13 protein-coding genes and 1 pseudogene are annotated in these 14,484 nt (G+C 55.8%); 6 read left to right on the top strand and 8 right to left on the bottom strand.

Annotation, left to right across the window (positions count from 1 at the left end):
- Positions 1 to 40 precede the first annotated feature (40 nt).
- The 3 genes from JCM25146_RS22960 (at position 41) to JCM25146_RS22510 (ending at position 2,812) form a co-directional block, all read left to right on the top strand.
- Positions 41 to 1,255, top strand: a complete 1,215-nt coding sequence (locus tag JCM25146_RS22960; protein WP_242401096.1) for a TonB-dependent siderophore receptor — start codon at positions 41 to 43, stop codon at positions 1,253 to 1,255.
- Positions 1,207 to 2,337 carry a TonB-dependent siderophore receptor gene (locus JCM25146_RS22955; protein ID WP_199897742.1) on the top strand — a complete coding sequence of 377 codons (1,131 nt, stop codon included), beginning with the start codon at positions 1,207 to 1,209 and terminating at the stop codon, positions 2,335 to 2,337. The genes JCM25146_RS22960 and JCM25146_RS22955 overlap by 49 nt, the downstream gene beginning before the upstream one ends.
- A 220-nt stretch (positions 2,338 to 2,557) precedes the next feature.
- Positions 2,558 to 2,812, top strand: a complete 255-nt coding sequence (locus JCM25146_RS22510; RefSeq protein WP_025828172.1) for a transcriptional regulator domain-containing protein — start codon at positions 2,558 to 2,560, stop codon at positions 2,810 to 2,812.
- A 306-nt stretch (positions 2,813 to 3,118) separates the two neighbouring features.
- Here the strand turns inward: JCM25146_RS22510 and JCM25146_RS11845 are convergent, their stop codons facing one another.
- Together JCM25146_RS11845 and JCM25146_RS20875 are read right to left on the bottom strand one after the other, a co-directional pair.
- Positions 3,119 to 3,553: a hypothetical protein gene (locus JCM25146_RS11845; RefSeq protein ID WP_025828171.1), complete on the bottom strand. Its 435-nt coding sequence runs from the start codon at positions 3,551 to 3,553 to the stop codon at positions 3,119 to 3,121.
- Positions 3,553 to 4,188 (bottom strand): glycoside hydrolase family protein, encoded by a 636-nt coding sequence (locus JCM25146_RS20875; protein ID WP_081774856.1) that lies wholly within the window; start codon positions 4,186 to 4,188, stop codon positions 3,553 to 3,555. The genes JCM25146_RS11845 and JCM25146_RS20875 overlap by 1 nt, the downstream gene beginning before the upstream one ends.
- Positions 4,189 to 4,717: 529 nt before the next feature.
- On the opposite strand from JCM25146_RS20875, the gene JCM25146_RS11835 reads away from it, so the two are divergent.
- Positions 4,718 to 4,963, top strand: a complete 246-nt coding sequence (locus tag JCM25146_RS11835; protein WP_025828167.1) for a hypothetical protein — start codon at positions 4,718 to 4,720, stop codon at positions 4,961 to 4,963.
- A gap of 116 nt (positions 4,964 to 5,079) precedes the next feature.
- Here the strand turns inward: JCM25146_RS11835 and JCM25146_RS11830 are convergent.
- Positions 5,080 to 5,483: pseudogene (locus tag JCM25146_RS11830) on the bottom strand (IS5 family transposase); the annotation flags it as partial.
- Positions 5,484 to 5,663: 180 nt separating this feature from the next.
- Between JCM25146_RS11830 and JCM25146_RS21575 the strand changes: the two are divergent.
- A complete protein-coding gene (locus JCM25146_RS21575; protein WP_025828164.1) occupies positions 5,664 to 6,386 on the top strand; it encodes an IS110 family transposase in 723 nt (240 codons plus the stop codon).
- Positions 6,379 to 8,388 carry a sensor histidine kinase gene (locus JCM25146_RS19145; RefSeq protein ID WP_025828163.1) on the top strand — a complete coding sequence of 670 codons (2,010 nt, stop codon included), beginning with the start codon at positions 6,379 to 6,381 and terminating at the stop codon, positions 8,386 to 8,388. The genes JCM25146_RS21575 and JCM25146_RS19145 overlap by 8 nt, the downstream gene beginning before the upstream one ends.
- 26 nt (positions 8,389 to 8,414) lie before the next feature.
- Here JCM25146_RS19145 and JCM25146_RS11815 read toward each other — a convergent pair whose 3' ends face one another.
- The 5 genes from JCM25146_RS11815 to tssL form a co-directional block, all read right to left on the bottom strand.
- A complete protein-coding gene (locus JCM25146_RS11815) occupies positions 8,415 to 9,152 on the bottom strand; it encodes a PP2C family protein-serine/threonine phosphatase (protein WP_025828162.1) in 738 nt (245 codons plus the stop codon).
- 30 nt (positions 9,153 to 9,182) lie between these two features.
- A complete protein-coding gene (gene tagF, locus JCM25146_RS20865; protein ID WP_277909604.1) occupies positions 9,183 to 9,737 on the bottom strand; it encodes a type VI secretion system-associated protein TagF in 555 nt (184 codons plus the stop codon).
- Between the two features lie 2 nt (positions 9,738 to 9,739).
- Complete coding sequence (gene tssM / locus JCM25146_RS24630) at positions 9,740 to 12,004, bottom strand: type VI secretion system membrane subunit TssM (protein ID WP_277909602.1); 2,265 nt, start codon at positions 12,002 to 12,004, stop codon at positions 9,740 to 9,742.
- The gene (gene tssM, locus JCM25146_RS24625; protein ID WP_277909601.1) at positions 11,970 to 13,235 is read right to left on the bottom strand and encodes a type VI secretion system membrane subunit TssM; all 1,266 of its coding nucleotides are present in this window, start codon (positions 13,233 to 13,235) and stop codon (positions 11,970 to 11,972) included. Before tssM (JCM25146_RS24625) ends, tssM (JCM25146_RS24630) begins: the two co-directional genes overlap by 35 nt.
- Positions 13,236 to 13,242: 7 nt before the next feature.
- Positions 13,243 to 14,484, bottom strand: a 1,242-nt coding sequence (tssL, locus tag JCM25146_RS11800; RefSeq protein WP_025828159.1) for a type VI secretion system protein TssL, long form, incomplete at its 5' end; no start/stop codon positions are given.

The raw sequence follows: 14,484 nt of genomic DNA, 5'->3' as shown, positions 1-14,484 counted from the left end.
TGTACCTGATACTCTTACGGCAAAAATGAACAGCCCGGGGGTGGCTGGTAACTTTGCGCCTGATATCGCTCTTTCTCGTTTGCTGGCTGGAACAGGTCTGACTTATCAGGTTTCAGGCGCTCACAGCGTTATTATTAAGAAAGTGTCCGCCAATATCACCCTCGGCCCTGTGCGTGTGGGCGGAACTGTTGCTCACGAAAACCCGACCGGTCCTGGCGTTGGGTATGTTGCCACAAGCACGATGGCGGGCACCAAGACCGACACACCAATTATGGAAATACCAAACTCGATATATGTTGTTACGAAGCAGCTTATGCAGGATCAGCAGCCGCAAAATGTGGCTCAGGCACTCCGCTATTCTCCAGGAATAATGGCCGAGAGTGAAGGGACATATGGAAACGGTTCTGCACATGGAGCTGATACAGGCATTATACAGCGCGGCTTCAGCACATCGCAATTTGTTGATGGTTTGATGACGAATTCCGTTAGTGCGGGAGAGACAGCTTTTTTGGAGCGCATTGAAGTCGTGAACGGGCCTGCTTCGGTCATGTATGGTCAGACTACACCAGGTGGAATGCTTGCTATGAGTTTAAAGAAGCCGACTGATACGCCCTTACACCAAGTATCGGTAGGTTTTGGAAACTGGGCTCGCTACGAAGCAACATTTGATGTCAGTGACAAAATCACGAAATCTGGAAATGTTCGCTACAGAATCGCTGGTATTGGTGTCACACAAGGAACGCAAACAAACTATGTCGATTACCATCGTGTCGGTGTTCTCCCGTCATTGACATGGGGTATTGACCCTAAAACATCGCTAACATTACTCGGAATGTATATGTATACACCGGGGGAGGGTGTTGCTAGTCAGTATCCGCGTGTAGGGACCCTGTCATCTGGCCCATATGGACATGTAATTTCCAGGAATACTTTTTTAGGTGAGCCAAATTGGAATACTATGGGCGATAAGGATGCTATGTTTGAATATCAGTTTCAGCATAAATTCAACAAATATATAAATTTTAGCCAGACATTTCGATGGGAAAATAGTGATCGCAATCAGGAAACAACGTATTGGGATGGCAATGTAAGTTCGTCACAAGTGGCATTGCAGCCCAATTTATATAATACGAATACAAATACAGTTGTTCTTGACACTCGAATTTTTGGTAATTTTAATACGGGGAAAGTAAAGCACACATGGTCGTGGGTTCAGATTTCCGGCAGTATAATTATAATTCAAATTGGGAGATAGATGGTAACGAGCCAACGCTTAGTGTATATAATCCAGAATATATTTATTCACCGTGCTTCTCGTGGAATAAATCTGGATGCCAATTAAACGGATATGTATATAATGCATCATATTTTCAAGAAGGTGTCTATTTTCAGGATCAAATAAAATGGAAAGGATTGTCTATTCTTCTTGGTGGTCGTCAGGACTGGGTAAATATGAAATATACAGGGGATAGAGGTTATACAAATCAAAACTCAGATAATGTAAAAACTCTATCTTATGATGATACGAAATCAGATCCCAAGCAACCGCAATCGGCATTTACGTGGCGTGCGGGAATTGTGTATCAATTTAAATTTGGTCTTGCTCCTTATTTTAGTTATTCTACATCATTCATACCACAAATTGGGTCTACGGACTATCAAGGGCACCCTTTCTTTCCATTGATAGGAAAACAAATGGAGGCAGGCTTGAAATATAAAGTGCCGCAGAAGGATATCCTTTTGACAGCGGCAGCTTTTCATATTGATGAAGATAATTATCTTATAAGTGACTTGGTTCACACTGGCTTCAGTACAAATGCTGGCCGAGTAAGATCTCAGGGATTTGAGGTTTCTGCAAACGCTAACATTACACACGATTTAAGGTTAGTCGCTTCTTATAGCTACACTGACATTCGATATGCGAAATCAAACCTTACTGCTAAAAGATATAATCCGGCCACCTCTTTATCATATGGTGACGCTATTTCTCAAAGCGGTATGTCTGTTCCCTATGTCCCAAGAAATATGTTTTCGTTCTTCTCTGATTATACAATGCCAAAAAACATTATAAAAGGTTTTGGTATCAATTTTGGGGCGAGATATACAGGTTATACATATGCGGATAGTGTAGAATCATTTAAAACCAATCCATACATTCTATTTGATGCAGGTTTACATTATGATTTTGGTCAGAATTTTTCGATTTTGAAGGGGCTGAAAGCACAGCTTTCCATGTCAAATCTTGCCAATACTTATTATGTGACACGCTGTACTCATGGTGTATGTAATCTCGGGCAAGGTCGGCGAGTATATGGAAACTTAACTTATAATTGGTGAAATTTTTTCGCCAAAACCCACGCAAATTCTGTCTAAAATTCCAACACTTTATACCACACACCCTGCCAAATTCGGTGGGTGAGGGTGTGCAATATCCGTGAGGTTGCACTGCAACAAGCGTGAAGTCTGTATGTAATCAAAAGCGCGGGGCTGCCTGATGTACGCGGCGTGTTTTGTTGCGCCTGATCGGTGGCTCCTCAGCCGATAAGGGACGTCTCCCATGCCACTGGACATCTGGCACTCCGAGGCCGATCTGGCCATCCTCAGAACCCTGCCAGCCTCCGCCCTTGCCGGGGCCTTCATGCGGCGCTGGTCCCGCTATATCAGCGATTACCGCGATACCCGCTTGCGGGCCGGAGCCAGTGACAGTCCCTCTCTCCTGTGGGCGGCGTTCCGTGGCAACACGATACGACCGCTGTGCTCATACATTCATGTCCGCAATCCAAATCGCAGCAAGCTTCATCTTCTATCTTAAAGAATGAGTCCTGAGCCTAAATAAGTCGCCATTCGACTCAAGCCAATTGGAGGCGGAGCTTCCACGACGATGCCTTGATGTTTACGATCACTTTTCCGAAGTTCAGTTGTCTTTGGAAAGCTAATTTTGAATCATAATAAAATCTGCAGTGGAGACGTGCGGACGAAATGGTGCCTAACATTTAGAGGCTTATCACCAGTGGACGACTGATGATTGGAAACTGTAACCGACGGTCCGCTTCGTGAGGTGCTTTACCTATAAACTGTATGTTCGGCATGAGGCGATTATCGCCTGGCGCAAAGATCGTCACTTACGATGGCGCCGTTTCGGGTCGCACGATAGGACTGTGACACCAGCCGTATCTTCAAAATCGTCCGGATGCGCCGTGAGAGGCATGGACACGACATCGTCGCTCCGATGGTCGGCATAGACGAACGTCAAATAATAAGACCGGGCGTCGTTCGAAGGATCGCCATTAAACATCTTGTCCCATTCCAGAAGGTCGCGCCGCAGCGGCGATCCGACACCGTCACTTCGGGTCCAGACTGCCGACACACAGGTCGAAACACGCTCGACGCGCACGATCAACCGCCCATTGAGAAACGCTTTTCCATCAAGCTCCTCGTTGAACATCGTATTGCCGTTATAAGACTGTTCCTCCAAAGACTCTGGCTTGGTGCCCGCGTGTGCGGTGCCGCAGATACAGACAGCACAAATCAGGCTCAGGATAGCGCGGATCATCAATATCGTCCTTTCAGCAGAAGCATGGCCTCGTCGTGCCGTCTCCGGACCAGACCACGCAAAACCTTGCCTTTCGAGCGCACCTGCTTCTCAATGATCCCGACGGCCTTGCGTTTGTCGCCGCTGTTGATAGCAGCACGGACACCCGGCCAACCTCTGCCTGGATTGTAGACGAACGAGACGAGGGCGTCGAACTCGTTTTGTGTCAGATAGACATGGGTGCCCCGACGAACGATCGCCTCATAGCTCTGGAGATTGACCTGTAGAAGACGACTCTGCTGGTCGTTCGTCAGATTGACGAGATTTTTATTATCCCGGGCGAACTTTCTGGCCGCTTCGCCACGCAGACCAGCGCCCGCCGCAGCCTTGGTCGCCAGATCGGAAGGGACCTTTATAGACCGCAATTTCTGCTCGACCTCCGTTCGGGAGCGGTCGCGCATGTCATAACCAGGACCGAGCGTTACGCCGGACGCTCCGCCCGGCCAGTGCAGACGGTTGCTGACGCCCCTCATCTCTTCGTGGCGTTCGATGAAGCCGCGCCCATCAAGTGACATCTTGATCACGTTGGGGGCACGTGACGATTCTGAAGATGACCGGGTGTAGGACGGATTGCAGGTACAGTTCGAGCCCGACATGTTTCCTCATTCCCTGCAGCTTGATGCCACAGATACACTAAAAAGTTAATCAGCATGTAACCCTAGAGAGGCGAGCAGCCCCGACCATTTCCACAGCCCCGAAGCCAACCGTAGCCAGATCTTTGGCCCGGGTAAGGGTTTTCTGGCTTGGCAGATAGCGTCTGACGACGCTGACGAGATGCTGGTTGGTATTCGATATGGCATGCCCTGAAATGCAGACACGCAAAGCCCGCCGGGTCCGGGCGGGCTTTGCGTGTGCGCGAGTGGTCCTGAGCACAGCTATGCCATAGCGCTTTTTGGAAAGATCACGATTTTATGGAAAAGTCCGGATCAGTGGATATCACTACTCGAACTATACTTAATATATAGCAAAAGCTGCGCGCGGATACCAGAGGAAAATAAACTGGCAGAACTTTACCAATGTCCGGTTTTGCGAAATTTTTAGTCACCCATAAATGTCCAATATAAGGCGATACCCGACCGTCTCCCTCCCGCGAGACCGACTAGAAGACGTTGCGCCGGCATCCTCATGCTGGCTTCGATCCTATTGTCCGATGAACAGTTTTTTGAAGAGCTTGTTTTCTGGGACCCTCTAGAATCCCAGATTGCGAATGAATCGCTCACGGCTGACAATTATGTGGTTTGGCTACACGCTAAGGTGAGGACATGGGGACGACAAACCGTCACGGCATCGTTTGGCCCGCAGCCGCTTGTGCTTCTTTATCATCAATCAGTGGATTTTTATCATTATCTTCTGCATTTTTATCGCGATTAAGTGGTTTTTTCGGCGACAAAAATGGCAGTCAGCGGCGGATTATCATTATCTTCTGGTTTTCGACAGCTGTCGTAGCCTCTGTCCTGCCCCGCAGTCAGACGCAGCCGGAGAGGTCAGCCCTGATCATAGCACACTGCATAAAGTTTTGAGTTCAGGCCGCCTTTTGTCGGTCCGATATGGCGGGGAAAAGCCCCTTTTTGAGCAGGGACGCCGATGTCCGGTGTGCGTTGAGATGTGTTGCATCAATCATCAGACGCTTCGAACGGCCAGTCTGTTCTGTCAGGGCGACAAATATCCTGTCAAAGACACCCATGCTGCTCCACCGGATGAAGCAGTTGTATAAAGTCTTGTGCGGACCATACGCTTTCGGGGCGTCTTTCCACTGAAGACCGTTGCGGATGACATAAACGATCCCGCTCAGAACACGCCGGTCATCCGCACGAGGAACCCCGTGTGCCAGAGGAAAAAACGGCCTGATCCGCTCCATTTGGCGCTCAGACAGTATAAACACATCACTCACCGGGCCATCCCCTCCATCGGTAAGCATGTGGAACACAACCTCTCGCTCATTACAATAAATTAATAGGCCCTGGGTCTAGATATGACCGCTACGCTCATACATTCATGTCCGCAATCCACATCGCAGCAAGCGTCATCTTCTACCTCAAAGAATGAGTCCTGAGCCTCGAAAGGACCGACCATGACATTCCGTACTATTGGTATCGATCTAGCCATTCGCGGAGATCACTTCGCTCAGATTTACGACGATGGCCGCCCTAATGGCCGCGCAATTCGTTTCAGGCATGATCAACCCTCACTGGCCGCCTTTGTTCAGACTGCCGTGATGGGGTTGAGGGCAGAAGACCACATTCAGGCCATCATGGAGCCAACCGGCATGTGTTGGTTTCCTGTTGCCCACCATCTTGCGGATGCGGGCGTCACAGTGGCCCGTGTCAAGGGAAAGCGGGTCAAGGCTCTACGCCGTTACCTCTCCGAACATGCCAAAACGGATATGGCCGATGCCCACATCCTGGCGGCTATGCCGTCATTTGGTGGACCTCGCCTTGATCCAGTCTATATTCCATATCCACGAAGTCACGCTCTTCAGCGCCTGACCAAACAGAGAAGTCGCTTTCAGAACGAGATTGCGGATGCCAGGCGGCGCCTGCTTGATCTCATTCGTTGGGCATCCCCCAAGCTTGAAGCCGTCTTGCCGGACTTGGGAACACGGCTCTTTTTGGCCCTGCTGCGGAAATGGTTTCAGCCCTCAGATGTTCTGAAAGCGCGCCATGCGACACTCGCCAAATATATTGCGGCCCATACGGTGCAAATCCATATCAGGCGAATCTACCGTAAGCTTGCCGTCACGTCTCGGATGGAAGCTGTTACCATTGGCCGCCTCCACGGATGGCTCGATGACTGAAGACACGGGGGCCGACAGTCTGTTTGGAAACTATGCCCGATACGATGCGGCAAGCCTGAACACCCTTCGCTGGCGGCGCGTGTGTCTGCTTGGTTGTGGGGCACTGGTTCTGGGGTTTGTCATGCTGCTGCTGGCCCGCATGCTTTACGGGTCAATTTTTCAATGCACCCCTGCCTTGTGGACGCAGTATTTTCCAAGTGCTGAGTTCCTGAAACAGGACACCATCACCGACCTGAACGCCCCGCAAGCCGATGACGTCGCGCCAGACGGCCCACAGGGGGACTGGCGGCAGGTCACGCTCCCCTATACCGGCATCCCCCGAACAAAGGTTATCCCGTCCGCCAGCCAGGGCCATGCCATGACAAGTTGGTACCGCTTCAGCGTAACTCCGACTGCCGCCATGGGGGAGATGAGCAACGATATCACATTCTATCTGCCGCGCTGGAAAACCGAGGGACGACTGGCCGTATACCAGAACGGCCATCTGGTCTGGCGCTCGCACGGTGACATTATCTGGAACAGCTTCAACCGCCCGGTGCTGATCGACCTGCCTGCCGCGGGGCCGTCCGTCATTCTGCTGCGCATGGACACCCTGCCGGGCTTTGGTGGGGCTATCACCCCCGCATGGGTGGGCCAGCATGATGCCCTGTTTTGGCGATATCGTATTCGCCTGGCACTGCAATGTATTGTCCCCGGCATATTTGCTGTCGTGCTGCTGTCCATGGCTGCCGTGCTGTTTTTTGTGGCTTTGGCACGCCCCGACAGCGATCTGTATATGCTGTTCGTGTCCGCAGCTATTCTCTATACGACGCGCATCCTGCATTTTATGGGCCCACTTGATCCGACCATTATTTCTCCCGTGTGGTTTGGCTGGGCCACCGTCAATTCCATGTGCTGGCTGATTGTCGTGGGCTGGCTGTTCTGCTGCGGGCTGGCCGAGGTGGAGTTCCGGTGGCTCAAACGCCTTCTGGTCTGGGGCATGATTGCGTGCACCGTGGCGACATCCCCGCTATTTCATTCCTCCGCCACCATTTCGGCGTTGGCGCTGTGTGCCTATATTTTCTGCTTTACGCTTTCGACCCCCACAATGCCGCTGCTGATGGCGGCCATGTGGCGACGGCGTTCGGGCTCGGGAATGTTGCTGCTGTTCTGGAACATGCTCATGTTCCCTATTGCCGTGCATGACATGCTAATGGCCAACTACTATGTCAGCATCGAACATGTCTACCTGCTTCCCTATATCACTCCCGACCTGTTTCTGTGCTGCCTGTATATTCTGTGCCGGCGTTATATCAATGCGCTGGGTTTGGCCGAGCGTAGCAACCAGATTCTGGAAACCCGCCTGCGTGCGCAGGAAATGACCCTGCGCGACACATACGAACGCCTGCACCAGATCGAACAGCGCGAACTGCTAGTAGCCGAACGCCAGCGGCTGATGCGCGACATGCACGATGGCCTGGGCTCCACCCTGACAGGGGCAATCCACTTGGCCGACCGTGCCGCATCCCACGAGGTGCTGGCACAAACCCTGAAAGACTGCCTGTTCGACCTGAAACTGACCGTTGATTCGCTTGAACCGGTCGATGCGGATCTGCTACTGCTGCTGGCCAACCTGCGCTTCCGTCTGGCGCCGCGCCTGCATGCGCAGGGTGTCATGCTGGAATGGGCCGTTACACCCGTGCCATCGATGCAATGGCTGACACCGTCATACGCTCTGCATATCCTGCGTATTTTGCAGGAAGTCATCACCAATATTCTCAAACACGCACAGGCCAGCCGTATCCGTCTGTCAACCGCAACCGAGCATCCGGGCATTCTTGTGCGTATCGAAGATAACGGTTCAGGCTTCCAGCCCGATACACGGATAAATGAGGGTCGTGGGCTTCATAACATTTGCTGGCGCGCCAATGCCCTGTCCGGCCATGTTGAATGGCAGCTCAGCAATCCGGGCACGCATTTTATCCTCTGGCTGCCGATAGAAAATCCCGCAGCCCGCGCATGATATCGACCCTGGCTCCAAGCGAGAAGCTACCCCGACCAGGACTTATCGGCCTGATCGCAGGCGATTACGACAGCAGTCACGTTATCCGTCGCCTTATGAGCGAGTGCGGCACTGATTAGCATGGTTGTCGGGTCTAGGTCCGGCAGAACGGATAACGACGCGCTGAGTTCCGCGACGTTCAGCGTTTTGGTAATGCCGTCACTGCATAGTAGGAAGCTGTCGCCCGGATGCAGTTTGCCGATAACCTTATCCAGCACCAGTTCATCCTCACCAGCACCGATCGCGCGGGTAATAATGTTTGCGTGTGGATGGGATTCCATATTTTCAAGCTTGATCTGGCCCGTATCGACCAGTTCCTGCACCAGACTGTGATCCTGCGTGATCTGGCTCAGCACGCCTCCGCGGTAAAGATACGCACGGGAATCTCCAGCCCAGAGACAGGCGAAGTACCCGTTGCGGATTACAAGACAGACCAGTGTGGTAGCGATTACGACATCGCTGCCACGGCGTGCGGCCTCCTGCCGCAATGTGGCGTCCGCCGCAGTCACGGCATGGCGGATTGCGACCAGCATATCCCCCGCAGATGGCAGGCCGGGAAGGGCGCCCAGTGCATCGATAACTGTTGTAGCGGCAACATCACCCGCCTGATGGCCGCCAGCGCCGTCGGCCACCGCCCACAGACCAATATCGGGACGGTTGAGAAGACGGTCTTCATTGTACCGGCGTTTGGGGCCGGGGTCCGTCTTTGCCCAGGAACGTATCATATGACCTCTGTTGTGACATAGGATGAATCATTATCGCGGATCATGTCTGCCACCTGTTCGGTAGACGGAAGGTATGCACGCTCCAGCATGGCGGCGCAGCGTAACGGCCCGCCATCTGTCCACCAGCGGTGCCACAGGCAGGTGCCGGGACGGCGCCGGCTCATCAAGAATTTGGCGCAGCGTTGTTGTCGCGGCATCTTCGACCACCGAACGAATAGCCGCCTCGGCAGCCTGTTCCAGCCATGTGCCCCCATCGAGCAGGCGGGCCAGGTCAGGGGCCTGCGCACAGACCATGAACGGGTAGCATCGTCCCACCCGGTCCATACTGGGCAACCATGCCCCCAGTAGCGCATGTGGCCCGCAGGCTCCGGGCGGCAGCGCAAAGTGCCAGACAGGAGCAACCATCCAAGCGCTGCGCCAGTGCTGCCCTATGGTATGGCCAGCGTTCAACAGGCATTCGCGACACCACTGGTCCAAAGCCGCGACCGTGGGTTCGGAAAGACCGTGGCCCACAAAATCGGCCTCAGACGGAAGCTTTCCAAAAAAGCCCGCCGAAGGAGGGCGAAACGGTATGCCAGCCTCCATCATCATAGTGCAGGACAATGGAAGGATGACAGAAGCCCAGGCACAAAGGGGTTCAGCACCGATGTAGCCCCCAGTGTGTAGCTTACGCTATGTCCTCCGATATCGAACGTCAGCGTATACCGGTCCGACCCGCCCGCCTGGGCAATATGGCCCTGGCCGAACAGATGGAACATAGCCCACGGCCCCGATGCCGTGAACTGGAGAGGCGCACCACCGGCCGCCAGTGTAATCGTCAGTCGCGCCGTTTGCATGCCGTCATTGCCGGGCCAGGACACCGTTGTCGCCATCTGTTGGCCCTGGGCATAGGTCACGTTCAGCCCGCCCAGTTGTAGAACAGCCTGCGTTGCATCGGCACTTAGCGAGAGCGGGGTGAGCGTAAACTGCACCGCAGGCTGCATGCCAGATGCAAAAAATGCTTGCTTGATGGTCTGGGCACGCTGGAAAGCCGTCAGCGCCCCCTGACCGATTGGCGGCGCCACACCATTGACGGGCTGCACCCGCCAGACTGCTTGCGACATATCGACAAAAGACTGAACCTGCTGGTTGAAGAAACTGTCCAGCAGGCCATTGGGCGCGAACAGACGCGCAAAATCCCCCAGAGGGATATCGGTATTCGAGGACGCAACAAACGGATAACGCCCGGCCACCGCCTGCTGGCATAGCTGTGCAGGCCCTCCCGCACCGTTAAAGGCGCTTCCCGCTGCCCGTGCAGCACTGCCGCCGCGCAGATCGTTGACATTACGGGTCAGGCTGCTCAGCCACCGGCTGACCGGCGCAGGCGCGGTCGAAGCCTCACCTGCTAGAAGGGATGCCGCATCCCCCCCCTGCAAGGACATCCCCGTATTGCCCGTGGGCGCCATCAATGCGGCCATCTGCTGATGCAGGTTGGTCACAAGGTTCAGCGTCATGGACAGGGGAGACCCGTTGCCCGTACCGACATAGGTGATTAGCGGCGCATAATAGGCAGCCACATCGCTCCCCGGGAGGGCGGCTTCGGTATCTGCACCAGCCCCGGTCTGGGCGATAAGTCCTTTCAGGGCGGATTCGGCGGAATTTGCGTTTACGGCGGCCTGAACCGGCCCTGTTGCGGGGGGTGCCGGCTGGGCGGAAAGCTGCATCTGGGTGACCGCGCTGTTCAGCAGTCGGGCCATAGGTGACTGGGGCGATGACAGAACATAAAGGTTCTGTGCGGCCTGCGCGGCGTTTGTGGCCGGTTTCAGGTTTAGGTCACCCAGCATTGCGTCCCAGTGGGCTTCATAGTCTTTGGAATACAGGGCGAGCACATTGCTTTCCAGCCCCGCAATTTCAGGGCTGGCGGGGTCAACCGTCATTTGCGGTCCCAGCACCCAGCTTTCATCGGTGACGTCACGCGTGACATGTGTCAGCGCGGGCAGCATGACAGCCCGGAAACCCTTGAGTGTATAGAAACCGGGAATACCCTCCGTAAGAGGTTTGCCCGAGGCACGGTTGAACAGCGGCACGCCCGCCGCACCCATTTCTTGCGCCGGAACCCACGGGGCAAGGCTGGCCGGGGCGGAATCGCGTATCCGCGAATAAATCCGCTGGGCGAGAGTGACATGGGCAAAGGTCGTTCGCGCTGCATCGACCAACGTGCCGTCCAGTGCCACCTGTGGCAGCGGGGCGTTCAGCAGCGCGTCCAGATGGCGTTGCAGGTCAGCGCGCTGCTGCACCCGCCCGGGGCCCGGATAAAGCCGCTCCCAGTCCAGTTTCATCCATGCCTTGACCAGTGCAGGGTCAATCGGCCCTTGACCGCCAAGCATCAAATAAATGCGTGTCATCTGATACAGGAATTCCGGCCTGTCGAAGCCGCCACGCATTTCCGCTTCCAGTTGCAGGATGATGCGCGGAAGCAGCGCGTGATCGAGCGCGTGCAGATAGGTTACCTGCGCACCAGCAGCCAGTTTACCAACCTGACTCAGCCCCAGGTTCAGGCTATTCGGTCCTGCTGTCTGGTCGCCAGGGCCGAACGGCAGCGCGCGTGCGGCGTTCAGCAGCGGCAGAATGCTCATGACATCGGTATCACGCACCGGGTCCAGCTGCATTCGGCCCGCCATATGGTCGTAGGCGTGTAAGGCGGCGTCGCTGCGTTCTATGGCATCAGTATTGCGGGCGCGGCTTGCCATCAACCCTACCAGTATCAGCGCGAAGCTACCGCCACAGCGGCGTAGCCACCGCCTTGCAGCAACATCTGCCGCCGCCTGCGGGCCGGGTTCATACTGGCCAGCATGCTTCGCCGAACATGACATCGCACAACAGACGCCGCAGGAAATAGCTGCGCCCTTTGACAGGGCGCAGGGCAGGAGTGCGTGTCTGATCAATGCCATAAGACCGTGCCAGCGCGCCGGTGAGGCGATCGAACGGTGTGCCTTCCTGCGTCCCGGAGGTGAAGTAAACCCCTCGCAGGAAGGGTGCGGGGTCCAGAAGCGATGCGCCGAACGTTTCTGTCAGGAAACTTGCCAGCGGCGCGTGCATGCTCGCAAACTGTGAGGGAAAAGCCACAATCTGCACGCGCTTGTCCGGGCTGCGTTCGCGTTGCAGCAGATCTATCAGCCGCTCATCCAGCCGCTGGCACAGCAGCGAAAACTCAGAATCCAGTGTACCGATCGGGTTGGCAGCGGCGGGGTCAAAGGTCATGCCCCAGATCTGCGCGCGCCGTTCCTCATCCAGATCATCGTAGAATTCGCTGAAACCCGCCAGCAGGTCGGCTTTTGTCAGCAGCATATAAACCGGCAGCCGCAGGCCCAGCCGTTCAGTCATTTCACGAATACGGCGGCGTATTGCCTGCGCATGGGCCGTACGTTCCGATGCCGTCATGCCCGCCAGATCGGCCAGTGAAAACGCGACCATCACACCATTGAGCGCCTGACGTTTACGCGTGCGGCGCAGCAGGTCCAGAAAAGCGTCCCACCCGGCGCGGTCGGTCCCGTTGGAGGAATCCTGCGTCGTGTAACGCCCGGCGGTATCAATCAGCACCGCCTGGTCACTGAACCACCAGTCGCATAGCCGGGTTCCGCCCACGCCGGCGATAGCGCTCTCATTAAGCGGAAAAGTCAGTCCCGCATTCAGCAGGACCGTTGTTTTCCCCGAACCGGGCGGACCGATAATTACGTACCATGGCTGTTCGTACAGATAACTGCCTCGACCACGTGCCTTACGCAGCACGGTCAGCGCATCTTTCAGCCTGTCGGCCAGAACTGCGGCCTCAACTGCGGCGGACTGGTCTGTGACGGTGCTGGCCGCATCATTGCCTGCGACCCCCTGGGCCAGGGCGGCGTCACGCGTGCGGCGGCTCCAGTCTATAGTCAGGTTGATACCGGCCCACAGCGCGACCAGACCCAGAACCCCCGCAATACGGGGCCATATGGTGGCCAGGATGGACAGGAACGGCCCGAAGAACCAGAGCAGGGTGCCCAGCACGGCGGTCGCGACGCCGCTGAGAAACCAGCGCGCAGTCAGGATGGCGACAATCTTGCTCATGTCTCGCTCAGTTTCCAGAAAGATGGTCTAGGACGATTTCGATACGCCGGTTCTGACCGCGCCCCGCCGGGGAGGTGTTGTCTGCAACCGGATCGGCGGCCCCCATGCCATTGGTCATGACACGACCGGGATTGCCGATCGTCTCGTTCAGCACGGCACCCGCCGCCTGCGCACGTGCACGGGATAGTTCGAAATTGGACGGAAAACGAAGGGTGTGAATCGGCTGGTTATCCGTATAGCCGGTAACACTGATCTGCCCGGTTTCAGACGCCAGGGCTGTCCCGATCTTGTGCAGCAATGGCAGTGCGCTGCTTTCAACCGAGGCCGAGCCCGAGGCAAACAGCCCCTGATTGTTGATCCGCACCATGGGCTGGCGTGGCGTGCCCCGAACGCTGACCTGTCCCGCTGCGATTTCGGGCTGCAGGAAGGCGGACAGGCGTTGCAGGATAGTGGGACCGGAAGCCGGTGCTTGGGCTGGTGGCGTCGCTGGCTGGTCACGCAGGATTTGCGGCATAGCCGCAGGTGGGGCCGCAAGTGCTGCGGAAAATGTCGTGTCTGAACGGTGGCTGAGGGAAAAAAGCGACTGCGCGAATACAAGGCCGAGAACACCCACGGCCAGTACACCCACGGTCCAGACCGGAACACCGCTACGCCCGCTGCGGAAAGGAGCGTTCACGCCTTGCCAGTGGGGGGACAATGCCGCATCGCCGCGTGGTTTCTGGCGGCGGATGGTTTCGTATGTATCTTCGCGCAGCTTGTCGATTTCCGACATGCCGCGTGGGGTCAGCCGGTAACGGCCCATATATCCCAGCGACAGGCAGAAATACATCAGCTCCAGCACAGGCATGAAGCGGCCGGGGTTCTGCCTGATCTGTTGCAGCACATCGAAAAATCGCTCGCCCGAGCGTACTTCCTGATGAAAGGTCGAAACGAGCGAATGCTGGGCCCATATTCCCTGACTGCCCCAAGGCGTGGCGAGTATGACATCGTCCAGACTGGCGCAAAGGGCGTAATGCGCGGGCCGAAGCTGCTCCATGGGAATATCCGCCTGGCGGGCCGCATCCTCGAACGTGCGCAGGGCACGAACCGTGCGTTCGCGCAGTTCCGTCTGGTTGGGCGGGGTGCGCAACTGCCGCAGGCGACCCAGAAGCTGCAAAAGCGGCCCCGCGGCCGATAACAGGGCTCCCCCCCCATCTCGATCGTCTGGCAGGTTCTGTAGTGCGTGGAGCCGGGGGCTCGCCCGGCGGTG

This window comes from Acetobacter okinawensis JCM 25146 (assembly GCF_000613865.1).
Lineage (GTDB): Bacteria > Pseudomonadota > Alphaproteobacteria > Acetobacterales > Acetobacteraceae > Acetobacter > Acetobacter okinawensis.
This window is presented reverse-complemented; position numbering and strand designations above follow the sequence as displayed.